The 21,738-nt window shown below is 72.7% G+C and carries 22 protein-coding genes and 1 pseudogene; 11 read left to right on the top strand and 12 right to left on the bottom strand.

Annotated features, from left to right (window positions below; genetic code table 11):
* Positions 1-82 precede the first annotated feature (82 nt).
* The 5 genes from OG904_RS32445 to OG904_RS32425 all read right to left on the bottom strand — a co-directional run bounded on the left by OG904_RS32445 (position 83) and on the right by OG904_RS32425 (position 6,450).
* Entirely contained in the window at positions 83-436 is a 354-nt protein-coding gene (locus OG904_RS32445; protein WP_405497166.1) for a UBP-type zinc finger domain-containing protein, read from the bottom strand.
* Entirely contained in the window at positions 433-1,977 is a 1,545-nt protein-coding gene (locus OG904_RS32440; RefSeq protein WP_405498391.1) for an ATP-binding protein, read from the bottom strand. The genes OG904_RS32445 and OG904_RS32440 overlap by 4 nt, the downstream gene beginning before the upstream one ends.
* A gap of 11 nt (positions 1,978-1,988) precedes the next feature.
* Positions 1,989-3,665, bottom strand: a complete 1,677-nt coding sequence (locus OG904_RS32435) for an FAD-dependent oxidoreductase (RefSeq protein ID WP_405497164.1) — start codon at positions 3,663-3,665, stop codon at positions 1,989-1,991.
* Positions 3,666-3,842: 177 nt separating this feature from the next.
* A complete protein-coding gene (locus OG904_RS32430) occupies positions 3,843-5,114 on the bottom strand; it encodes an anhydro-N-acetylmuramic acid kinase (RefSeq protein ID WP_405498389.1) in 1,272 nt (423 codons plus the stop codon).
* Between the two features lie 16 nt (positions 5,115-5,130).
* A complete protein-coding gene (locus OG904_RS32425) occupies positions 5,131-6,450 on the bottom strand; it encodes an MFS transporter (RefSeq protein WP_405497162.1) in 1,320 nt (439 codons plus the stop codon).
* Between the two features lie 121 nt (positions 6,451-6,571).
* Between OG904_RS32425 and OG904_RS32420 the strand changes: the two genes are divergently transcribed.
* The 6 genes from OG904_RS32420 (at position 6,572) to OG904_RS32395 (ending at position 10,885) form a co-directional block, all read left to right on the top strand.
* Positions 6,572-7,234 (top strand): TOPRIM nucleotidyl transferase/hydrolase domain-containing protein, encoded by a 663-nt coding sequence (locus tag OG904_RS32420; RefSeq protein ID WP_405497160.1) that lies wholly within the window; start codon positions 6,572-6,574, stop codon positions 7,232-7,234.
* 65 nt (positions 7,235-7,299) lie between these two features.
* Positions 7,300-7,827, top strand: coding sequence for an NUDIX hydrolase family protein (locus tag OG904_RS32415; RefSeq protein ID WP_405498387.1), 528 nt, complete (start codon positions 7,300-7,302; stop codon positions 7,825-7,827).
* A 141-nt stretch (positions 7,828-7,968) separates the two neighbouring features.
* Positions 7,969-8,400, top strand: coding sequence for a hypothetical protein (locus tag OG904_RS32410; RefSeq protein WP_405497158.1), 432 nt, complete (start codon positions 7,969-7,971; stop codon positions 8,398-8,400).
* Positions 8,401-8,431: 31 nt separating this feature from the next.
* Positions 8,432-9,775, top strand: coding sequence for a hypothetical protein (locus tag OG904_RS32405; RefSeq protein WP_405497156.1), 1,344 nt, complete (start codon positions 8,432-8,434; stop codon positions 9,773-9,775).
* A gap of 29 nt (positions 9,776-9,804) precedes the next feature.
* Complete coding sequence (locus OG904_RS32400; RefSeq protein WP_405497154.1) at positions 9,805-10,296, top strand: hypothetical protein; 492 nt, start codon at positions 9,805-9,807, stop codon at positions 10,294-10,296.
* A gap of 76 nt (positions 10,297-10,372) precedes the next feature.
* On the top strand, positions 10,373-10,885 hold the full coding sequence (locus OG904_RS32395; RefSeq protein ID WP_405497152.1) for a hypothetical protein: 513 nt from the start codon (positions 10,373-10,375) through the stop codon (positions 10,883-10,885).
* Between the two features lie 31 nt (positions 10,886-10,916).
* Here the strand turns inward: OG904_RS32395 and cynR are convergent, their stop codons facing one another.
* A complete protein-coding gene (cynR, locus tag OG904_RS32390; RefSeq protein WP_405497150.1) occupies positions 10,917-11,822 on the bottom strand; it encodes a transcriptional regulator CynR in 906 nt (301 codons plus the stop codon).
* Positions 11,823-11,946: 124 nt separating this feature from the next.
* Between cynR and OG904_RS32385 the strand changes: the two genes are divergently transcribed.
* The gene (locus tag OG904_RS32385) at positions 11,947-12,546 is read left to right on the top strand and encodes a carbonic anhydrase (RefSeq protein ID WP_405497148.1); all 600 of its coding nucleotides are present in this window, start codon (positions 11,947-11,949) and stop codon (positions 12,544-12,546) included.
* A 140-nt stretch (positions 12,547-12,686) separates the two neighbouring features.
* A complete protein-coding gene (gene cynS / locus OG904_RS32380) occupies positions 12,687-13,157 on the top strand; it encodes a cyanase (RefSeq protein ID WP_405497146.1) in 471 nt (156 codons plus the stop codon).
* A gap of 43 nt (positions 13,158-13,200) precedes the next feature.
* Here the strand turns inward: cynS and OG904_RS32375 are convergent, their stop codons facing one another.
* Positions 13,201-13,824, bottom strand: coding sequence for a TetR/AcrR family transcriptional regulator C-terminal domain-containing protein (locus tag OG904_RS32375; protein WP_405497144.1), 624 nt, complete (start codon positions 13,822-13,824; stop codon positions 13,201-13,203).
* A 92-nt stretch (positions 13,825-13,916) separates the two neighbouring features.
* On the opposite strand from OG904_RS32375, the gene OG904_RS32370 reads away from it, so the two are divergent.
* On the top strand, positions 13,917-15,347 hold the full coding sequence (locus OG904_RS32370) for an FAD-dependent monooxygenase (protein ID WP_405497142.1): 1,431 nt from the start codon (positions 13,917-13,919) through the stop codon (positions 15,345-15,347).
* A gap of 25 nt (positions 15,348-15,372) precedes the next feature.
* Here the strand turns inward: OG904_RS32370 and OG904_RS32365 are convergent, their stop codons facing one another.
* The 4 genes from OG904_RS32365 to OG904_RS32350 form a co-directional block, all read right to left on the bottom strand.
* Complete coding sequence (locus OG904_RS32365) at positions 15,373-16,800, bottom strand: lamin tail domain-containing protein (protein WP_405497140.1); 1,428 nt, start codon at positions 16,798-16,800, stop codon at positions 15,373-15,375.
* Positions 16,801-17,098: 298 nt separating this feature from the next.
* Positions 17,099-17,452 (bottom strand): VOC family protein, encoded by a 354-nt coding sequence (locus tag OG904_RS32360; protein WP_405497138.1) that lies wholly within the window; start codon positions 17,450-17,452, stop codon positions 17,099-17,101.
* Between the two features lie 70 nt (positions 17,453-17,522).
* Entirely contained in the window at positions 17,523-18,926 is a 1,404-nt protein-coding gene (locus tag OG904_RS32355; RefSeq protein ID WP_405497136.1) for an MFS transporter, read from the bottom strand.
* Positions 18,923-19,603 (bottom strand): ArsR/SmtB family transcription factor, encoded by a 681-nt coding sequence (locus OG904_RS32350; protein ID WP_405497134.1) that lies wholly within the window; start codon positions 19,601-19,603, stop codon positions 18,923-18,925. The genes OG904_RS32355 and OG904_RS32350 overlap by 4 nt, the downstream gene beginning before the upstream one ends.
* A 413-nt stretch (positions 19,604-20,016) precedes the next feature.
* Between OG904_RS32350 and OG904_RS32345 the strand changes: the two are divergent.
* Positions 20,017-20,703, top strand: a pseudogene (locus OG904_RS32345) (IS110 family transposase); the annotation flags it as partial.
* 181 nt (positions 20,704-20,884) lie between these two features.
* Here the strand turns inward: OG904_RS32345 and OG904_RS32340 are convergent.
* On the bottom strand, positions 20,885-21,307 hold the full coding sequence (locus tag OG904_RS32340) for a hypothetical protein (RefSeq protein WP_405497132.1): 423 nt from the start codon (positions 21,305-21,307) through the stop codon (positions 20,885-20,887).
* Positions 21,308-21,385: 78 nt separating this feature from the next.
* Between OG904_RS32340 and OG904_RS32335 the strand changes: the two genes are divergently transcribed.
* A complete protein-coding gene (locus OG904_RS32335; RefSeq protein ID WP_405497130.1) occupies positions 21,386-21,541 on the top strand; it encodes a hypothetical protein in 156 nt (51 codons plus the stop codon).
* Positions 21,542-21,738: the final 197 nt, after the last annotated feature.

The raw sequence follows: 21,738 nt of genomic DNA, 5'->3' as shown, positions 1-21,738 counted from the left end.
TGGGGTGAGCGCGGGCGCGCCCCGTCGGCCGTTCACGCGCCCGTCAGCCGTTCACGCTCCCGTCAAGCGTTCACGCGCCCCGTCAGCCGTTCAGCTGCCGCGTCCAGTCCTGGGGTACGCGCCCGGACGGGCCCGGGGCCGGCTGGTCCGCCGGGTGTCCGGCCGGAGGTGCCAGCGCGGGACCGGACTCGTACAGCTCGTTGCCCGCGTAGTCCCAGAACCAGTCCTCGCCAGGTTCGAAGCTCTGCACCAGCGGATGTCCGGTGGACTTCCAGTGGGCGGTGGCGTGCTGGCCGGGCGAGGAGTCGCAGCAGCCGACGTGACCGCACTGGGCGCAGCGCCGCAGGTGGAACCACCAGCCGCCGACCGCGTCGCACTCGGCGCAGCCGGTGCCGGTGGGCGGGACGCTCTGGTCGACTCCGTCGATGGCGGTCATGCGGACTCCTCGGGGGTCGCTGTGGTCCCGGTCCCGGTGGACCCGGTCCCGGTGGTCCCGGTCCCGGTGGTCCCGGTCGCGGGCTCGGCTTCGGCTTCCGCTTCGCCTGCGGCTTCCGCTTCGGCTTCCGGGGCGGTCAGCGGGAGCAGCACCTGGAACCGGGTGTCCCCCGGTACGGACTCGACCTGGAGACTGCCGTGGTGCTTGCTGACGACGATCCGCCAGGAGATGTCCAGGCCGAGGCCGGTGCCCTCGCCGACCGGTTTGGTGGTGAAGAACGGGTCGAAGATCCGGCTGCGGATGTCCGCGGGGACACCGGGGCCGGTGTCCCGGAACTCCACCAGCAGCCGGTCCCCCTGGCGCGCCGTGCGGACCGTCAGCGTGCCCTCGCGTCCGGTGCTCCGGATGGCGAAGACGGCGTTGTCGATGAGGTTGGTCCACACCTGGTTGAGTTCCGCCGGGTACGCGGGCACGTCCGGTACGGAGCGGTCGTACTCCTTGACCACCCGCACCCCGGGTCCGATCTTGCCGGAGAGCATCACCAGGGTGCTGTCGAGGAGTTCGTGGACGTCGACGACCCGGTGCGGGGCGCGGTCGAGCTGCGAGTACTGCTTCGCGGCGTCCACGAGGTGGGAGATGCGGGTGGTGGAGTCGTCGATCTCGTCCATCAACAGCTCGGTCTCGACGGTGTAGTTGAGCCAGCCGATGGCCCCGGGCAGGATCTCCTCGGCCACGGAGTCCGCGACCTGTTCCAGCCAGTCCGTGTCCAGCCCGGCCTGCACGAAGGTCGGCGCGATCCGCCAGCCGTCCGGGATGCCGTGGTCCTCCAGCCAGTCGGCGAGTTCGTCCTCCCGGTCGGAGGCCTCCAGGGGGCTCAGCGCCACCGCCTTCGCCACGCGTTCGACGGTGCGCTCCTGGATGTCGATGAGGCCGGCGATCGCCTCGCGGGGGTAGTTGCCCTGCGAGATGTGGGCGAGCTTGTGCCGCATCTTGCCGACGCGTTCGCGCAGGGTGGCGGTGGCCCGTACGGCCGCGGCCGCCGGGTTGTTGAGTTCGTGGGTGAGTCCGGCGGACAACGAGCCCAGGGCCAGGAGCCGTTCGCGCTGGCCGATGGCCTGCTGGGTGCTCCGGGAGCCGAAGAAGAGCCCCTCCAGCAGGTGCGCGGCCATCGGGAACCACTCCCGCATGACGTCGGCGAACGACTGCGCGGGGAGCACGAAGAACCGCGTCCGCTCGGTCACCCGCATGGAGTTGTTGTACGTCTGCGGGACCCGGTCGCCCAGGTAGGCCTGCATGGCCCCGGAGTACACCCCGCGCTGCGAGGTCCGGGCCACCTCCACGTCGTCGCCGCCGACCCGGCGGGACAGGACGACGGTGCCCTCGATCATCACGTAGAAGCAGGTGGCCGGGGCGCCCTCGGTGTACACGGGACCGGCTTCGAACCGCTCCACCCGCCCTTCGGCGCACAGCCGTCCGAGCTGCTCCGGGGAGAGCTTCTCGAACAGGAACAGCGAGGCGATCTCCTGCGGGGCGCAGGGCATGACCTGCCCGCTCACGACTGCTCCAGGTAACGGTGGACGAGCATCACTGCCATGGCTCCTTCTCCGACGGCGGACGCGACGCGTTTCGCCGACCGGGCGCGCGCGTCGCCCGCCACGAACACGCCGGGGACGTTGGTCTCCAGGTGGTACGGCGGCCGGTCCAGCTCCCACTCGGCCGGCGGCCGCCCGTCCGGGGTGAGGTCGGGCCCGGCCAGGATGAAACCGTGCTCGTCGCGCAGCACCGTACCGTCGAGCCAGTCCGTCAGCGGGGCCGCGCCGATGAAGACGAACATCCACTGGGTGTCGACGAGTTCGGTCGCTCCCGTGTCCACGTCGCGCAGCGTGAGCTGCTCCAGGTGGCCGTCTCCGTGCGCCGATTCGACGACGGTGCGGGTGCGCACCGTGATGTTCGGCGCCTCCTCGATCTGCTGGATCAGGTAGTGGGACATGGACGCGGTCAGGGATTCCCCGCGCACCACCAGCGTCACCGATTTCGCGCCCCGCGCCAGGTACATCGCCGCCTGTCCGGCGGAGTTGGCGCCGCCCACGATGTACACGTCCTGCTCCAGGCAGGAGGCCGCCTCGGTGAGCGAGGAGCCGTAGTAGACCCCGCAGCCGGTCAGGTCGTCGCAGCCCGGCGCCTGGAGCTGCCGGTACGACACCCCGGTCGCCAGGATGACGCTGTGCGCGGCGATCGCCGAGCCGTCGGAGAAGCGGACGACGCGGGCCGCGCCGTTGGCCTCCAGCCCCGTGACCTCGCGTGCGGTGAGGATCTCGGCGCCGAACCGGCCGGCCTGGCGGCGGGCGCGGTCCGTGAGCTGGGCACCCGACACGCCGTCCGGGAAGCCTAGGTAGTTCTCGATGCGGGAGCTCTGCCCGGCCTGCCCGCCGGTCGCCGACCGCTCGACCAGTACCGTCCGAAGCCCCTCCGAGGCCCCGTACAGGGCCGCGCCGAGCCCGGCCGGGCCGCCGCCGATCACCACGAGGTCGTAGAAGTCGGAGGTCGGCGTCGTGGCGAGCCCCACCTGGGCCGCCAGGTCGGGGGCGTCCGGCTCGATCAGCACGGCGCCCCCGGGAGTGATCACCACGGGCAGCCGCTGTCCGTCGGCCCCGGCCGCCCGGAGCAGTCGCTGCCCCTCCGGCTCGTCACAGGAGTACCAGCGGTACGGCACCTGGTTGCGGGCCAGGAACTCGCGCACCCCCGAGGAGCGCGCCGACCAGCGGTGGCCGATCACCTTGGTGGCGGGAACGGGCCGGTGGTCGCTGGAGCGCCAGGCTGCGATCAGGTCGTCCAGGACCGGGTAGAGCTTCTCCTCCGGCGGGTCCCAGGGCTTGAGCAGGTAGTGGTCGAGGTCGACGACGTTGATCGCGTCGATCGCCGCGCTGGTGTCCGCGTACGCGGTCAGCAGTACGCGCCGGGCGCCCGGGTAGATGCCCAGGGCCTCTTCGAGGAACTCGATGCCGTTCATCTGCGGCATGCGGTAATCGGCCAGGATCACGGCCACCAGGTCGCCCCGCAGCTTCAGCTCGCGCAGCGCCTCCAGGGCGGACTCGCCGGACTCGGCGCGCACGATCCGGTAGCCGGAGCCGTAGCGTCTGCGCAGGTCACGGGCGATGGCACGGGACACTCCCGGATCGTCGTCCACGGTCAGGATGACGGTCCGCGCTGCATCGGCGACCTCTGGCATGCGTCTCCCGCCCCGAGCGGCCTCGACTGGCGGCGCGGCGAGCCGCCCGCGCCCGGTTCCCGCCCATCGTATGTTGGATCACCGCGGTCCGCTCCGGGACGCCCGTGGTCCGCGCACTGCGGGGGGCCGGGGCCTGCCGGGCCGCGGTGCGGTTGCGGTGCGGTGCGGTCGACCCCGTCAGCCCTGGGTGCGTGCGGGGCGCACGGTCAGGCGGGTGGGCGCCGTCCCCAGCGGCTCCGGCAGGCGCAGGCCCGCTCCGCCGGGCGTGATCGAGCCGAGGACGCCCGCGTGGCGGGCGCCGGTGCACGAGGGGACGGTTCCGGGCAGGCCGTGCGCGGTGAGCCAGCCCAGGACGGCGAAGGCGTACGCCTCCTTCGCGCCGGACGGCAGCCCGAGCTCGTCCGACGTCCGCACCGGTACGCCCGTGCCGTCCCCTGCGCACATGCCGCCCCTTGATCCGGAGCCGCCCCTTCCGTCCCCGCCGACCCCGCCCAGTTCCTCGCGCAGCCACCGCATCAGCACCGGGTTGCGGGTCCCGCCGCCCGAGGCGATCACCTCCGTCGCCCCGCAGGGCCGTACGGCGTCGGCCACGGTCCGTGCCGTGAGCCGGGTCAGGGTGGCGACCACGTCCTCGGCGGGCAGCGGCCCGAACGGGGCCAGCGCCGCACGCAGGTAGGGCAGGTGGAAGAGCTCCTTGCCCGTCGTCTTCGGCGCGGGCAGGGCGTAGTACGGCTCCTCCAGGAGCCTGCGCAGCAGCGGCGCGTGCACGGTTCCGCGTGCGGCGAGCGCGCCGTCCGCGTCCATCGGGCGTGCCGCTCCGGAGGCGTCGGGCCCGGCCAGCTCCCGTACCGCCGCGTCGATCAGCGCGTTGGCGGGCCCGGTATCGAAGGCCAGCGGTTCGCCGGCCGCCGCGTCCGGCACCACCGTCAGGTTCCCGATGCCGCCGAGGTTGAGCGCCACGGGCACCCCCGGCCGTCCCCGCAGCCACATGACGTCGACGATGCTGACCAGGGGTGCGCCCTGTCCCCCGGCGGCCACGTCCCGGGTGCGGAACCCGGAGACGACGGGGCGGCCGGTGGCCTCGGCGATCCAGGCCGGCTCGCCGATCTGGAGGGTGCCGTGGACCCGGCCGGCCCCGGCCCAGTGGTAGACGGTCTGCCCGTGCGAGGCCACCAGGTCGGCCCGTCCGCCGCACAGTTCGAGGTCGGCCCGCACCGCCGCCGCGGCGAAGGCCTGGCCGATCCGCGTGTCGAGCCGGCACACCGTGGCCAGGTCGGTCCGGGAGGGCGGCAGCGCCCCGGCCAGCGCCGCCCGCAGCTCGTCCCCGTACGCCGTGCTGATCATGCCCAGCGGTGTGAGCACCAGGGTGTCCCCCTCCAGGGACAGGTCGGCGGCGGCCGCGTCGATGGCGTCGTACGAAGTGCCGGACATCAGCCCGACCACCCGCAGGCCGTTCACCGGCCGCTCACCGCAGCGCCCGCCGGTGGTCGTCCCCGCGCAGCGTCAGCAGCGCCGCGACGCTGACCGCGCAGGCGGCCGCGGCGTAGTACGCGGGAACGTCCACGTCCCCGGTCCACTCGACGGCCCGGGTGACGATCAGCCCCGCGCAGCCGGAGAACACGGCGTTGGACAGGGCGTACGCCAGCCCGAGCCCCGTGTAGCGCACGCTGGTCGGGAACATCTCGGCCAGCATCGCCGGGCCGGGACCCGCCATCAGCCCGACGGCGGCCCCCGCACCGAGGAGGGCGGCCCCCTTCGCGTACACCGTGGCGCCGGGGTCCTGCACCAGGTGCAGCAGGGGCAGGGCGAGTACGGCGACCAGCACCGCTCCGGCCACCATCACCGCGCGCCGTCCGATCCGGTCGCTCAGCACGCCGGCCGGCAGGATCGACGCCGCGAAGCCGAGGTTCGCCAGGACGGTGGCGACCAGTGCCTGCTGGAACGTCGCGTTCAGCGTGCTCTGGAGGTACGAGGGCAGGACCACCAGCAAGGTGTAGCCGGCCGCCGACCACCCCGTCAGCCGCCCGACTCCCAGCGCGACGGCCCTGGCGGTCTCCGCGGCGGGGGGTCTGCGCACGGGCGCGTTCCGCCCGGTGACCGCCGACGCGAAGGCGGGCGTTTCGTCCAGGCGCAGGCGCAGCCACAGCGCGCCGAGCCCGAGCGGCAGGGTCAGCAGGAAGGGCAGCCGCCAGCCCCACCCGTTCAGCTGCGAGGTGGTCAGTACGGTCGCCAGGAGCGCGGTCGCGGCGGCGCCCGCGAGCAGGCCGAGCGCCACCGTGAACGACTGCCACGCCCCGTACCGTCCGCGGCGGCCCGGCGGCGCCGACTCCGTCATGACCGACACGGCTCCGCCGAACTCCCCGCCCGCCGAGAGCCCTTGCACGATCCGCAGCAGCGTCAGCAGCCACGGCGCGGCCGCGCCGGCGGACGCGTACGTCGGCAGCGCGCCGATGAGCGTGGTGGCGCCGGTCATCAGGCAGACGACCAGGACGAGGGTGGGGCGCCGGCCGATCCGGTCGCCGAGCCGCCCGAACACCGCCGCGCCGACGGGCCGGAAGAAGAACGCGAGGGCGAACGACGCGTACGTCCGCACCAGCGCCTCCACTTCGCTGCCGCCCTCGGGGGTGAAGAAGTGCGCCGCGATGACGGTGGCGAAGTAGCCGTAGACGCCGAACTCGTACCACTCGATGAAGTTGCCGACGGACCCCGCCACCAGCGCCCGGTGGGAACCGGCGGGCCGGGTGCTCGCGGGAGACCGGACCGGACCGGGGGCGGGTGGGAGCATGGAGCCAGCGTGCTGACCGGAAGGCCGCTCCACAAGTCGCGTCCCCCATCTGCCGTACGCCGCCGGGGCCCTCCGGGGAAAATCCCCACCGGCGCGGCCGGGAAGGGCGCAGACTCGTCCCATGGCTGACATGGGGGCGTTCGGGGCGGCGGTGACCGCGTGGGCCGCCGGCGACACCGGCAGCCCGGGCGACACCGGCGGCCCCAACGACACCGGAGGCCTCGGCGACGCCGCGCGCGAGCTCGCCGCGCGGCTGCCCGTCCGGGTCGTCGTCCTGCTCGAAGGGCTGAGCGACGCCGCGGCCGTCGACGCCCTGGCCGCGAGCCGCGGCCGGGACCTGGCGGCCGAAGGCGTCTGCGTACTGCCGATGGGCGGCGCGATGAGCGTGGGGCGCTTCGCCCGGCTCCTCGGGCCGTCCGGCCTGGGCCTGCGCCTGACGGGCCTGTGCGACGAGGCGGAGCGCGGCTACTACGCCCGCGGCCTGGAGCGGGCCGGTGCGGCGCCGGAAGGGTTCTTCGTCTGCGCCGCGGATCTGGAGGACGAGCTCATCCGCGCGCTGGGCGCGGCGCGGGTGGAGGAGCTCGTGCGGGCGGAGGGTGACTTCCGGCCGCTGCGGACCTTCCTGCGCCAGCCCGCGCAGCGGGGCCGGACCCCGGAGCAGCAGTTGCGGCGCTTCCTCGGCACGAAGAAGGGCCGAAAGATCCACTACGGCCGCGCCCTCGTCGAGGCGCTCCGCGCCGACCGTGTTCCGGCGCCGCTGGAGGATCTGCTCGCCAGTATCTGACCCGAATCGGCCCGGGAATCCTGGCGGCGACCCCACCCGGAAAGTATGATCAAGCAATGTCTGACATGACCGAAACCACGCCCGGCTGGCTGACCACGGATGAGCTGGAGTTGGCCAGGGCCCGGATGCCGATCCTGTACGTGACGGCTGTGCCCGTGCGCGTGGACGACAGCGGCGAAGTCACCAGCGTCGGGCTGCTGCTGCGCATCGGTCCGGACGGAACGGTCAGCCGGACCCTGGTGTCCGGCCGGGTCCTGCACCACGAGCGGGTCCGTGACGCGCTGCTGCGCCACCTGGAGAAGGACCTCGGTCCGATGGCCCTGCCCCATGTCCCCGCCGCCCTCCAGCCCTTCACGGTCGCCGAGTACTTCCCCACGGCCGGGATCACCTCGTACCACGACCCGCGTCAGCACGCGGTGTCCCTCGCCTACGTCGTGCCGGTGACCGGCGACTGCCGTCCCCGGCAGGACGCGCTGGACCTGGTCTGGTTCAGTCCGCAGGAGGCGGCCTCCCAGGCCGTGCAGAGCGAGATGCCGGGCGGGCACGGCGTCCTGCTGAAGCAGGCGCTCGCGCACACGGGACACATCTACTGAGCAACGCCTCCGCCCCGCCCGGGCGGTGCCCGCGGGCAGGTCGTGGGCGGGGCGGAGGGCTCGGAGAATCCGTACAAGGGGCGGTTCGCACCCGAACAATTGGCGCGCATATGATCCTGCCAATCGGACGGGGGACGCATCATGTCAGGGGATTTCGCACGGGAATGGGACCGTGAGCGCGCGGGCGTCACGGACCAGCACGTGGGCACACGGCTGAACGGCGCGCCGGCGGGCCCGTTCGCCCCCGGCGGGCCGGGGGACTTCGCCTCCACTCCGGCCGAGAAGCAGGCGGCGGCGGGCACGATCGAGACCGAGCTCGAGCCGGACACCAAGAAGGCCACCGAGCACGCGGACGACGCCACCGACACGGCCCGGAAGGGCTTCGAGGGCTGGGAGACGGCCGCCGCCCTGAAGAAGGTCGCGGACACCTGGGACCAGCAGGTGAAGACCCTGATGGGCCGCTTGTCCGGGGAGAAGACGGCGCTGCGCGGGGCATCGGGGCTCTTCGTGCGCAACGACACCGGTCTGGGCAACCAGTTCCTGCTGTCGGACTCGAAGCTGAACGGGCTGTAGGGGGCGCGCGGTGCTGACGTATCACGAGGTCATGACCACGGACCTGGGACTGCTGACGACGGCCGCCGGCAAGTGGGACTCCATGGCGGGTGAGCTGAAGAAGGTCGAGACCCGCTACGGCGACACCGTCCAGAAGATCACGATGGGGCCCGACTGGGCGGGTGTCAGCGCCGGATCGGCGCAGTCGGGCTTCGCGGCGACCCGTTACGAGTACGCCGCCGCGCAGACCCAGGCCAAGGCGATCGCCAGCCTCCTGCGGGACGCCCACGAGCAGTTGACCGATCTCAAGTCGAAGCTGGAGAGCGCGCGCGACGATGCGGTCGCCGCCGGCATGACCGTCTCCGAGCAGGGACGCGTCGCCTTCGACTACTCCAAGCTCACCCCCGCCGAGCGCAGCGCCTACCACCACGACCCCGACGGTGAAGCCTCCATCCGCACGGCGGTCACCAAGTGGCAGAGTTACGTGGACGACCGCGTGAAGGCCGCCTCCGAGGCCGACCAGCACGTCAGGATCGCCCTGGAGGCCGCTGTCGTCGACAGCAACCGGGACGCCTTCGGCAAGGGCGGCGACCAGACGTTCAACGGGTTCAACGCGCACCCCGAGGGCGAACTGGCGAAGGTCCCGGTCCCGGGGCCCAAGGACGCCGACGTCGGCACCAGGACGGACGGCTGGCAGGCCGAGGGCTCCGCGAGCGCGACCGGGCCCGACGCGGGCGCCAAGGCCTCCGGCCCCAAGTACGGCAAGGAGGGCTCGGCCAAGGCGTACGCCGACCTCGGCCACGCCACCGCGGAGGGATCGCTGACCAACGGGTCGATGAGGCTCTCCGGGATAGCCGACGCCTACGCGGGGGCCCGGGCCAGCGCGAACGTCGGCATCACGGACAAGGGCGTCACCGGCAAGGCCGAAGTGTCGGCGGGCGGTCGCGCCATGACCGAGGGACGCGCCGGGTACGGGTACGTCGAGGGATACGGCCGGGCCGAGGGCTTCGCCGGCGGCGAGGCCCAGGCCAGCGCCGGGGTCGGCCTGGAGGGCGTCAACGCGGGCGCGAAGGCCTTCGCCGGGGCGAAGGGAACCGTCGCCGGGGGCGCGGAGGTCGCCGGGATCGGCGCGGGTGCGACGGCCGAGGGATGGGCCGGTGCGGGCGCGGAGGCCAAGGTGACCTTCGGCAAGGGCGACGACGGCAAGTTCCACGTCGGCACCAAGGTGGGCGTCGCGCTCGGCCTCGGCGGTTCCGTCGGCGCGGAGTTCACGTTCGACCCGGACAAGATCAGTGACGCCGCCGGGGACGCGGCCGACGCGGTCGGGGACGCTGCCCATGCGGTCGGGGATGCGGCCGGCTCGGTCAAGGACACTGTCAGCGGCTGGTTCGACTGAGCCGCGCTCCCGAGGAAAGAAGTCACGAGATGCCCACGACACTGCCGGTGCCGATCGAGTTCCGGCTGCCCGAGGGATGGCGGCCGGCCCCTCCGGACGAGGTCGGCGCGCCGGGCGTGGCCTTCGTCGCGCTCCATCCGCATCCGGATTCCGGGTTCACCGCCAACATCACCATCGACGGCGAGTACCGGCCGGACGCGGTGACGCTGGACGAGCTCGCCGACACCTCGGTGGAGCGCCTGCGCGAGGCCGGCGAGTCCGTGGAGGTGACCCACCGCCGCGAGATCGGCTCCGCGGGTTCGCCGGGACTGACCCAGCGGGTGACCTTCTCCGCGGTTGCCGGCGGCGTGCGCCGCGACCTCGTCCAGTCCCAGGTCTACCTGTCCATGCTGGACGTGAACGACCCGCACGAGCGTGCGGTGATCCGGATGGTGCTGACCGCCACCGCGGCGCAGCACGACAGCGTCCTGGGCGACTTCCAGGAGTTCCTGCGCACCGTCGGCCCGGACACGGCGGCGTGATCGCGGCAGGCGCCCCGTTCCTCCCCCGGCCCGGACGATCTTGTGTCCACCGGCTGGATGTACCTAGGCTGGCGGCATGGGCCTCTTCGACAGACTGACCGGCACCCGGCACCCCGGAAGCGGTGTCGCACCGCGTTCCGCCGAGGAGGTCCGGGCCGTGCTGCTCGGATCCTTCGGGGCGGACGCCCCGTACACCGTGCGCAGCGGTGCCGCGGAGGGCGCCGATCTGGTGGCGGAGTCGCGGATCCTGGAACCGGCCTGGCACACCTTCTTCGCCCGGACCCAGGTGAGCCAGGTCTTCCAGATCCGGATGCGGCTGGACGCGGCCGCCCGCGAGGTCCGCACCGTCGACCGTCAGTACGACGTCACGTGGCTCGGCGGCACGCCCAAGCTGGCCCTCTCCGCCGAGCAGCAGCGGGGGCAGGTCAGCACGGTCTCCCGGCGCCGGACGGTCGAGCGGGGCGCCGACGGCGGTCTGGAGACGACGGAGGTGTTCCGCTTCGACAGCTCCGAACTCAAGGATCCGCTGCGGGAGGCCGTCCTCGGGGCGGGCTGGACCTGGCGCGGAGTGGTGTTCGGAAAACTCTGACCGTACGCGCCCCCGTGCCGGGCCGTGCCGCTCAGGCCGGTGCGTAGCCGCGGGCGCGGACGTGCTCCTCGGTGAGCCGGGTGAACGCCCGGGCGGCGGCGCTCCGGTAGGCGCTCCCGCGCCTCAGGAGGGCGACGGTGCGGGTGGGCAGGGCGGGTTCGAGCGGGACCGGCGTGAGGTGGGGTTGGCCGTGGGCGATGGCGTCCGGGAGGACGGTCGCGAGATCCGTCCGCCGGATGATCTCGGTGAGGGCCTGGATGGAATTGGCCTCCACCGCGATGCGCGGCCGTACCCGGTGGGCGGCGAAATAGGCGTCGATATGCCCTCGGGTGACGAAGTCCTCGCTGAGCAGAGCCAGTTGGCGGCTGGGAAGCTCTGCCACGGGTAGGGGACGCGGCGGGCCGGCCGTATCCCGCCGGTCGGCGGCGACGAGGCTGAGGGTCTCGGCGTACAGCGGGGTCGCGGCGATGCCGGGCAGGTGGGGGCCGTGGAAGGCGATGCCGAGGTCGAGTTCGTCGGCCAGGAGGCCGGCTTCGATGTGGTCCTGGGCCATCTCCCTGACGTCCAGGGTGATCCCGGGGTGGCGCGCGTGCAGCTCCGCCGCCAGTGGCCCGACCAGGTAGGCGGTGAAGGTCGGCGTCACGGCCAGCCGGAGGTGGCCGCGGGAGAGGTCGCCGATGTCGAGGACCGCCCGTTCGGCGGCGGCGAGGTCGCGCAGGGCCCGGCGGGCGTGGTGCGCGTAGGTTTCGCCGGCGTCGGTGAGCCGGACGCCGCGGCCGGTGCGGTCCAGCAGCTGGACGCCGACGGTGCGTTCGAGCTGCTTGATCTGCTGGGAAAGGGTGGGCTGGGAGATGCGCAGTTCTTCTGCCGCGCGGGTGAAGCTGGCGTGCTCGGCGACGGCGAGCAGGTAGCGCAGGTGACGGAGTTCCAGGGCCATGACCTCGACTATAGATGTCATCGATAGGTCTCATGGTCAACACGTCTTGGACACTATAGGAGCAGGTCATGCATGGTGGATCTCGTCGGCCCCACGGGGTCGGCAGCCACCGAAGGGAGTGACCGTGCAAGACCTCACCGAGGGCGTCGCCCAGTTCCGCCGGGACGTCTACCCGGCCAAGGCGGACCTCTTCGCCCGCCTGGCGACCACCCACCGGCCCGCCACGCTGTTCATCAGCTGCTCCGACGCCCGGGTGGTCCCGGAGCTGATCACCCAGAGCGATCCGGGCGAGCTGTTCGTCATCCGCACCGCCGGCAACCTGGTCCCCGCCCACACACCGGGCCCGGACGGGGTGGCGGCCAGCATCGAGTACGCCGTCACGGTACTGGGCGTGGGCGAGATCGTGGTGTGCGGCCACTCGGCCTGCGGGGCGATGACCGCCCTGGCCGAGCGGCACGACCTGAGCGGCGCCCCGGCGATCGCCGGCTGGCTGCGGCACGCGGACGCCTCCGTCGCCCGTACCTCCGCGGGGGCCGAACCGCCGGAGGTCGATGCCCTGGTACGGGAGAACGTGCGTGCCCAGCTGGCGAACCTGGCCACCCACCCCTCGGTGGCCCGCGCCCTCGCCGCGCGGTCGGTCACCCTGCGCGGCTGGGTCTACGACATCCCGGCCGGCACCGTCACGGAGCTCGACGCCATCCGGCCCGCCGTTCCCGCGGCCTGACGACCGCGACCTGACCGCGACCTGACCTCGGCCTGAACGCGGCCCGACCGCGGCCCCCGGACCGACCCCACCCTCCAATCCCGATTCGCGCCGCCTCCGCCGTGCCCGGCGAGCGGCACACCCGAAAGGACGCCCTTCCCATGGTGCACGCCCAGTTCGACAACACCGCCCGTCAGGCCCTGGCCGTCAAGGCCGTGGACGCCAAGATCCGCAAGGACCTGTCCTGGCGGGAGATCGCCGACGCCGCCGGCCTGTCGGTCGCCTTCGTCACCGCCGCCGTCCTCGGCCAGCACCCGCTGCCCAGGGCCTCGGCGGAGGCCACGGCCGAGCTGCTGGGCCTGGACGCCGACGACGCGCTGGTGCTCCGGACCATCCCGACCCGCGGCTCCATCCCGGGCGGCATCCCCACCGACCCGACGATCTACCGCTTCCACGAGATGCTCCAGGTCTACGGCACCACGCTGAAGGCCCTGGTCCACGAGGAGCTCGGTGACGGCATCATCTCCGCGATCAACTTCCGGCTGGACGTGAAGAAGGTCGCCGACCCCGAGGGCGGCGAGCGCGCGGTCATCACCCTGGACGGCAAGTACCTGCCGACCAAGCCCTTCTGATCCGCCCGCGGATACGCGGATGGGCAGTTACGCGGATACGCGGTTACGCGGTCGGCGGGAGCAGGGTCGCGGCGATGCCCGCGAGTACCGCCGCGAGCCCCGCTTCGAACCCGGCGTCCTGATCGCGGAACATCTCGGGACCGGCCTCGGCCGTCAGCGGGTAGCCCGCGAGGCGTTCGGCGCGCGCCTCCAGGTCGTAGCCCTCGCCGTCCGAGCCGGGCAGCGGGCCCATGGACTGCTCTTCGATCACGTACCCGATGGTGTAGCTGTACGCGGTGAACCAGGCACGGGCCGCCCCGGCGGCCGTGAACCCGCCCGCGACCAGGGTCCGCAAGTGGGCCTCCATCGGCGCGGCGTAGCTCATGTCCGTGAAGTGCGTACCGCTGTAGACCTTGGCGCCGTCCCGGTAGCGCAGCAGATGGTCCCGCAACCCCCGCATCGCGGTCTCCAGCGCCTCGCGCCAGTCGCGGGGCGGATGCGTCGCCGATGCCAGGTCGGCCGTCATCCGGCGGAACATCTCGGTGGCCATCTCGTCGAGCAGTGCCTTCTTGTCCTTGAAGTGCCAGTACAGGGCGGGCGCCTTGACGTCCAGCTCCTTGGCGATGGCCCGCAGGGTCAGCCCTTCCAGGCCCACCTCTCCGAGCAGGCGCAAGGCGGTGGACGCCACCGTCGCACGGTCGAGCCGGGCCCGTTCGGGTTTCGTTTCTCGTTCGCTTCCCACCTTGACAACTTAACAGCGTTAAGTCGATCCTCGTAGCCATGACCGAACTTAACAGCGTTAAGGAATTCGGGGCTCCCGACGTGCTCGTCGTCGGCGCCGGCCCCACCGGACTCGCCCTCGCCCTCGACCTGACCCGGCGCGGTGTCCGTGCCCTGGTCGTCGAGCGGGCGGTCGGCCTCTTCCCCGGCTCGCGGGGCAAGGGCCTGCAGCCGCGCACCCTGGAGGTCCTCGACGACTTCGGCGTCGGTGACGCGGTGGAGGCCGCCAGCACCTCCGCCCCCATCGGGCAGATCTGGCAGGACGGCACGCCCGTGGGCGAACACGACGTGCTGGGCGACCGCGAGGTCGGCGGGCCCACCGACACCGAGCCCCATCCCCGGGCCCGGCTCCTCCCGCAGTGGCGCACCCAGGAGATCCTCTTCGAGCGCCTCATCGGACTCGGCGGTCGCGTCGCCTTCGCCACCGCGCTGAGCTCCTTCGACCAGGACGCCGACGGGGTCACCGCACACCTCGCCGACGGCAGCACCCTGCGCGCCGCCTACCTGGTCGCCGCCGACGGCGGGCGTTCCACCGTCCGCCGGGCGCTCGGCATCGGCATGACCGGTGAGACCGTGGACCCGGCCCCGATGGTGGTCGCCGACGTACTGCTGCGTCCCGGAGCCCTGGACCGCGACCACTGGCACGTCTTCCCGGGGGCGGACGGCGAATTCGCCGCGCTGTGCCCGCTGCCCGGCACCGACGAGCACCAGCTCATCGCGCGGACCGACGACCTCGACATCCCGGCCGTGATCGCCGCCCGCACCCACCTGGGCGCGGCGGACGTGGCCGAGGTCCGCTGGTCCTCCGACTTCCGGCCGCGCGCGGCCATGGCCGACCGCTTCCGCGCCGGACGGGTCCTGCTCGCGGGCGACGCGGCCCACGTGCACTCCCCTGCTGGCGGCCAAGGCCTCAACACCAGCGTGCAGGACGCCTACAACCTCGGGTGGAAGCTCGGCCAGATTCTGCGCCACGGCGCGGACCCGGCCCTCCTGGACACCTACGAGCAGGAGCGGCAGCCCGTCGCCGCCCACATGCTGGGCCTGTCCACCCGGATCCACCTCGGCGAGGAACAGCGCGGCGAGGCCACCCGCCAGCTCGGCCTGGGCTACCGGGGCGGTCCCCTCTCCCAGGGTGCGGCGGGCGCCCTGGAAGCCGGGGACCGCGCCCCCGACTCCGCCCTCCCGGACGGCCGCAGGCTCTTCGACCTGTTCCGGGGGCCCCACTTCACCCTGCTCGCGGTCGGCACGGACACCGAACTGCCCCCGGTGGACCCACTGTTCACGCACGTCCACCGGATCGGGGCGTACGAGGCGTACGGCAAGGGGGTCTTCCTCGTCCGGCCGGACGGCTACGTGGGCTGGGCGGGCGAGGACGCGACCGGCCTGGCCCGCTACCTCGCCCGCTTCGGCGGAACGCCGGACCGGACCTGAGGCCGGTCCCCGGCGCCCCGCGGCGTCAGCAGGTGAGGGAGCCCCTGCGCAGGGCGTGGCCGCCGTCGTTGCTGTCGTCGGACCAGAAGACGGGCTTGGAGCCGCCGACGCACTCGGCGGCCCCGGCCACCGAGAAGCCCTCGTTGTTGTAGTCGGACATGCCACCGGGGCGGTTGAAGACCGCGGTGACGGCGAGGGTACCGGACGCGTTGACCTGCATCGTCCGGTGCTGGCCGGAGCAGGTGTCGTCGCAGACCACCCACAGCCGGGAGACCTGCGGCTCCCACTGGAGCTCCATCACCCCGGCCATGCCGCTGCTGACGGCGGCCACGCGGGTGAAGGCTCCCGAGTCCTGCAGTACATAGCCGTACAGCATGCCGGTGCCCTCGACACCGACGAAGAACACTCCGCCGGCGTGCGTCCCGTAACCGCCCGGGGCGTACAGCGCGCCGGTCGAGGCGTCCTTGAACCCCGCCCCGGTCAGGTAGGAGTCGGGAACCCAGGTGACGGCCTCCAGACCGAGGTTGGACCCCACGGACGGCAGGTCCGCGGTCAGGTTCCACTCCTTGGCGGCGGTCAGCGTGGACCCCGTCCCGCTCACGTCGTACTTCAGGACGGACAGCCGGCTGGTGCCCGAGGAAGCGCTGTTGCGCTCACTGGCCACGAAGACCCCGCCCGCGGCGCCGGTGCCGGTGACCGTCACGCCCTCCGCGTCGGGACTGCCGGAGCCGCCGCCCGGGAAGCGCAGCGTCTTGCCGGAGGACCATCCCCCGGCCGTGTCCGGGGTCCACCCGCCGGAACCGTTCGGCAGCAGCCGCCACAGCTTCCCGGAGTTCTGGGCGGCCCACATGACGCCGCCCTCCTGGTAGAGCCCGCTCAGGTCCTCGCCGAAGACGTTCGACGCGTCGGCCGTGGCCACCGAGCCGCTGCCCGGCCAGGCGACCGGGGTGGTGCCCCCGCCAGAGGTTCCGCAGCTGTTCGGGGCGCCGAGGGTCAGCGCGGCCGCCTTGAACGCGCCCGTGCCGTCGGGGCAGCGCGACCACGACGGAGCGGAGTGCTCGCTCCAGGTGAAACTGTCGGCCAGCGTGCTGCCGTCCGGCAGGTAGAGGCGCGCCTTGTCGCCGGAGCCCAGGCCGAAGGAGGCGTGCACGTCGAAGGCGCGGAACGCACCGGGGGCCAGCGTGGTGCCGGAGGCGATCTTGTACTTGGAGCTGTTGCCGTCGTCCTTGAGGATCCAGCCCGAGATGTCGACGGAGGCGGCGCCCTTGTTGTACAGCTCGATCGAATCGTTGACGTCCCCGGTGGTCACCACCTCGTTGATGCGGATGTCGTCGGCCGGGGCTGCGTGGGCCGGGCCGGCCGTCAGGGCGCCCGCGACCAGCGCCGGAGCGGCGACGAGGGCGAGCGTCAGAGCGAGACGGTGGCGCCGGTGGCGGGTACGCGGTTCGGTCACGGTGTCTTCCCGGGGGTCGTAGCGGCAGTGCCGCACGAGAGTCTGCGCCCGGGCCCGCGAGAAGGGCACCCTCCGCAGAACGCCATTCCGTGAACGGCTGCCGAACTGTGCGCGAAGCCCGCCCACGAGCCCGGACGAGCCGCCACATACCGTCCCCGAGCTGCGGCGATGCGCCCCACGCACCCACCGGCTCACGCAGAGGTGACGGCCCGGCCTGGCGCGCCCCGGACGTGGGGGCCGCCGGGGTCGCCGGGGTCGCCGGGGTCGCCGGGGTCGCCGGGCGTAGCGTCCGGTTGTGTCAGGCCGGCTGCCACAGTTCGACCCGGTTGCCCTCCGGGTCGGTGACCCAGCCGAACCGGCCGACGCCCTCCATCTCCTGGGTCTCCTCGGCCACGTCCGCGCCCTTGGCGCGCAGTTGCGCGAGCATCGCGTCCAGGTCCCGGACCCGGAAGTTCAGCATGGTCTGCTGGGCCGGGGACCCGAAGTAGTCGGTCGCGGACTCGAACGTCGCGAACACCGTCAGCCCGTGCTCCTGACGCCACACGCCGTTCTCGTCCGCGTCCAGGCCCAGGCAGTCGCGGTACCAGGCGCCCAGCGCCACCGGGTCGGCCGCCCGCATGAAGTGGCCACCGATTCCAAGCACACGTTCCATGCCGTCATCTTGCCAGGACGTGCGGCGGGCGGGCCGGAACCACACCATCGACCGCCGCACGTCCTGTTGGTCACGGGGCGCAGTCGGCCTCGGTCCGGGCCGTGGCCTGCGGCTGGGCCTCCTGCGTGGGGCCGGGCCCGTTGCCACTCGCCGACGGGTCGGCGGCGGGGGCGGGGGCGGGGTCCGGCGGTACGGGCTCGCCGCGGCGGATCCACAGGAGGGCTCCGGCCAGCAGGACGGCGCCTCCCAGGAGCCAGGGCAGCGGGCCCGGCGGAAGCACGCCGATGGCCAAGCCGGTGAGGGCTCCCGTCAGTTGCAGGGCCAGGGACTGGACGGAGAGCGCGGTGGCCCGGCCGGAGCTCTCCACCCGGCGGTGCAGGATGTCGTTCTCGCTCGGTCCCGCCGAGCCGAGCCCGAGCTGGACCAGGCCGTAGCCGAGGATTGAGAGGACCAGGGAGCCCGGTCCCGTGGTCATCGCGGTGGCGGCGAGCAGGAGCAGCCCGCCGGCGCTGGTGCCGAGGCACAGCATGACGGCGCGTTCGCCGCTGCCCGCGAGCCGGGCGGCCAGGGGCGCCAGGTGGCTGCCGATGCCCGAGCAGACGAAACCGGCACAGGCGAGGGCGGCGAAGAGCACCGCGCCGGACTCCGATGCGCCGGTGAGGGCCGCGGCCCGGCCCGGAGTGAGGAGTTCGATTACGGCCAGGGCGCTGCCGGCGGCCCCCGCGCTGAGGAGGATCCTGCGGACCAGGGCGTCGCGTCCGCCCAGCCGCAGTCCGCCCGCGACGGTTGCCGGGACGCCCCGGAGCACGCCGCGCAAGGTGGCGCGCGGGCGGGGCGGCTCCCGCAGGGCGGTCAGTACGTAGAGCACGAAGGCGGTTTCGACGGCCGCGCCCAGCAGCAGCGGGGTGGAAAGGGGCAGCACCAGTCCGGAGGTCGCTCCGCTCAGGCGGGAGCCGAGGTCGGGTCCCAGGCCGAGCAGCCAGGGGAGTGATCCGCCGAGCAGGGTGCCGACCGCGAGTGCGGCGGACGTGGCGGAGGAGGCGCGGGCCAGGCCGGTGCGCAGATCGGCGCCGGGGCCGGAGTGCGCGTGGACGGTATCCACGTACCAGGCTTCGGCCGGTCCGCTGGACAGGGCCCGGCCGGCGCCCATCAGGCCCATGCCGAGGCCGAGGAGCCAGCCGGTGGTGCCCAGCGCCACGAGGACGAGGGCGGCCAGGTTCAGCAGGCCGGCGGCGGCCAGGACGGCTCGGCGTCCCAGGACGTCGGACAGTCCCCCGGTGGGCAGCTCCAGCGCGGCGGCGGTGAGGGAGTGCACGGCGAAGAAGACCGCGATGGCCGTCATGGCCATGCCGCGCTCGGTGAAGAGCAGGATCAGCGGCGCGATGCTCAGTCCCAGCGGCAGCCAGAACAGCACGCAGACCGTGACGAAGCGGCGCCGTGCGGTACGTATGTCCAGCGGCGGGTGACCGGTCATGACACGTCCTCGGCTTCGGTGCCGGCGGCGCCGTAGGTGCCCGCTCCGGGGGCGGGGGCGGGATCGGAGTCGCTGTCGGCGTCGCCGTCGCCGTCGCGCGGGGCCAGGGGCAGACCTGCCGTGAGGAGCACGACCCGCGCGGCACGGGGGTCCACCGCGTCACGGACGGTCAGTTCCGCCAGCTTCCGGTCGAACACCTCCCAGAGTTCGGTGAGCGACTCAGGGGTCAGACGGGGCATCAGATCGTTCATACCGGAGGGCCCCACCCATTCCTGACCCAGCCGCCCGTCGGCGATGTCGGCCTCGTGGCGGGCGAGGGACCTCTCCAGGTGCTCCATCTGGGCCTTGCGCGACAGGCCGACCCAGGCGCGGCTCTCCGGCCCGGCTTCCATCGCCTCGTTGCTCCAGGAGGTCACGGAGTGCACCGCCCGCCAGCGGCGTTCGCGCCCGTCACGGTGCTCGGCCTCGGCGACGAACGCGTACTTGGCGAGGACCCGGAGGTGATAGCTGGTGGAGGCGGACGACTCCCCCGCACTGACCGCCAGTTCACTGGCGGTGGCCGGACCGTCCTGCCGAAGCATCCCCAGCAGTCGGATGCGCAGCGGGTGCGTGAGGGCCTTCAGGGCTGCCGCGTCCTGCTCGGGATCGAGTACGCGTTGCTGTGCTTCGCTGACCATCACGGGAGAGTAGAACGATCCGGCGACTTTCCAAAAGTATTTTTGCAGAAGTTCCTTTGGGAAGTTGGGGACGCCCGGCACTGATGCGCGGTCGATGCGGCACTCCGCCGGTCGACCAAACCGCGCGGTGGTCCCGGGGGCTACTTCACCTGCTTCGGCTCCCACTTGCCCCCCGATACCTTTTTCGTGGCTCCGCAATGGGGCCTCCGGCCTTCGGGTCCGGCATGACTTCCCCCCCTTGTTGTTAATGATCCGGGGGGGTGGTGTCACCGGGCCCGGAGGCATCGACGGACCGCTGATGAGGGGCTTGAGCACCGGCTTCACCCAAGGCCGGAAGAGCTCTCCGTAACGTGGATGGGGCAGCTCGGTGCCGAGGCAAGGCCGGACGAAAGCGTGAGTGGAGGGGCCTGCACGTGATCGACACCGGCGACATCGACGTCCTCCTCGGCCTGGACGTCGGCAAGGGCGAACACCACGCCACCGCCGTCACCCAGGCCGGGAAGAAGGCCTTCGACAAGCGCCTGCCCAACACCGAACCCAAACTCCGCGAGCTCTTCGCCAAGCTGAAGGCCAAGCACGGAACCGTGCTGGTCGTGGTGGATCAGCCAGCATCCATCGGGGCCCTGCCGCTGGCGATCGCGAGGGACAGGGGCTGCCCTGTCGCCTATCTGCCCGGCCTGACGATGCGGCGGATCGCCGACCTCTACCCGGGCGAGGCCAAGACGGACGCGAAGGACGCGTTCATCATCGCGGACGCGGCCCGCGCGATGCCGCACACGCTGCGGGCCATCGACGGCGAGGACGAGACCATCGCCGAGTTGGAGGTGATCGTTGGGTTCGACGACGACCTGGCCGGCGAGGTGACCCGCGTCGCCAACCGGCTCCACGGCCTGCTGACCCAGATCCATCCGTCGTTGGAGCGGGTGCTGGGGCCGCGGCTGCAGCACCCAGCCGCCCTGGACGAGCAGACCGTCACCGTTCCTGGCACCGAGGCGGCCGCCTTGATCGTCCCGAGCCCGGCCGGATCCCTGACGGCCGTGCTTGATCAGCGGAAGCTCCTGGCCGGGCGGATCGAGGAACTCCTGGAGTCTCACCCTCTAATGCAGTGCGTAGAAGGTTTCGGCGCCACCCGTTGAGGGCGGTGTCGGTCCTTGCGGAGCCGATGCCTCGGGTCCTTCCGACAGCCCAGGTCTTCCACCAAGACAGGCGCCGTCTCCGCGACACGTTTCGTGGCGGAACCTTCTACGAACCGCAGCCTGCCAGGGCGGTCGCTCCGCAGACCTAGACCATGGTCAGGAGGTGATCCGTGGGGCCGTAGTCGATCTTCCAGTCGGCATAGACCCCCACGGCGCCGTCCTTCCGGCATCGCAGCCCAACGGTCACCCAGCGGACCAATCCGTCGTCGGCCAGGGAGAACGCGACCACGGTCTCGAACTCCTCGCTTCCGCACGGGCAGCATGCCTCGCCCGGATCCGCGCCCTCCCAGAACTCATCGCTATCCGCGATGAACGCGCGGCCTCCGCAACCAACGCACACTCGCTCGGCTCCGCCCTCGACATCGTCGACGAGCACGAAGAACACGCGCCCGCCACACCCGCCGCAGACGGAAGGAACGATCTTCACCGGACGGCCGTCGGCAGCGTTCCGGAGAAACACCGCGAGCTCCGCAGAGACACCCTCGCCGACCTGATCATCAGCATGCACAGGCACATCGTTCCAGACGCCCGAATCAGCACCCATCCACCTCGACCAAAGACAGAGGCCCCCCGCGTGGAGCGGCTGATGGCCGAGCGGGTGATGGCCCCGGACACGGGCGGCTGCCGCCTGCTGCTGTCCTCGCTCGGCTTCACCGCTCCGGCCCGCGGCGGCGCCCAGCTCGCCCTCGATCCCGTCTACGAGGACCCGGCCCGGACGGTCGCGGCGGCCGCGGGGCCCTGAGGCCGGATCGCCCTCATCCGCCCGACCCCGCCCGCATCCGGCCCCACCCGCCCGCACCCACCCCCATCCGCCCGGACATTCGTACGACTCGGGCTCCCGCTTTGGAGCTTCCGACGGGTTCCGCACGACGATCCGGCATTCGATCCCCGCCACGGGTCGGCCGCTGCGATGCTTCCGCCGGTATGCGGGACCCCGTG

Source organism: Streptomyces sp. NBC_00096, from assembly GCF_045041305.1.
Taxonomy (GTDB): domain Bacteria; phylum Actinomycetota; class Actinomycetes; order Streptomycetales; family Streptomycetaceae; genus Streptomyces.
Note: the sequence above shows the minus strand (reverse complement) of the source record. Positions and strands in the feature narration are given on the sequence as shown.